Below are 434 nucleotides of genomic sequence, written 5' to 3'. Positions count from 1 at the left end.
CGAAAATATAGCGTTTATGCGTCAATTTATGTAAATACCGGGAGTACCCATATAAATTGCTGGCGCCGAGATGCCGCCAGCAGCACGATAACGAGAATAATCTGGCGGAGTCCTTTGAGGGTAGCAGCTAGACTTAACATTGTGCGTACACACCGCACACAAAAATTATCAGTGCCATGCACGCCATGAAAAAGGAGACGACTATGCCTTATCAGAACCGAGCAGCGTTGCCTGAATCCGTGCGCAACGTGCTGCCTGCCCACGCACAGGATATCTATAAGGAAGCGTTTAACAGCGCATGGGATGAATATAAAAAACCCAAAGACCGGCAGGGCGATGACTCCCGGGAGGAAACGGCGCACAAAGTTGCCTGGGCTGCAGTGAAACATGGATATAAAAAAGGAGACGATGATAAGTGGCACCCTAAGAAATCC

1 protein-coding gene is annotated in these 434 nt (G+C 48.8%); it reads left to right on the top strand.

All coding sequences use genetic code 11. From position 1 onward, the window contains the following. Positions 1-203 precede the first annotated feature (203 nt). Positions 204-434: putative cation transport regulator ChaB (gene chaB, locus J1785_RS00195; RefSeq protein WP_129951468.1), on the top strand; the 231-nt coding region annotated here is incomplete at its 3' end.

The sequence above is a fragment of the Rahnella perminowiae genome (genome assembly GCF_019049755.1).
Taxonomy (GTDB): domain Bacteria; phylum Pseudomonadota; class Gammaproteobacteria; order Enterobacterales; family Enterobacteriaceae; genus Rahnella; species Rahnella perminowiae.
The sequence above is the reverse complement of the archived record's forward strand: the minus strand, read 5'-3'. Positions and strand labels throughout refer to the sequence as shown.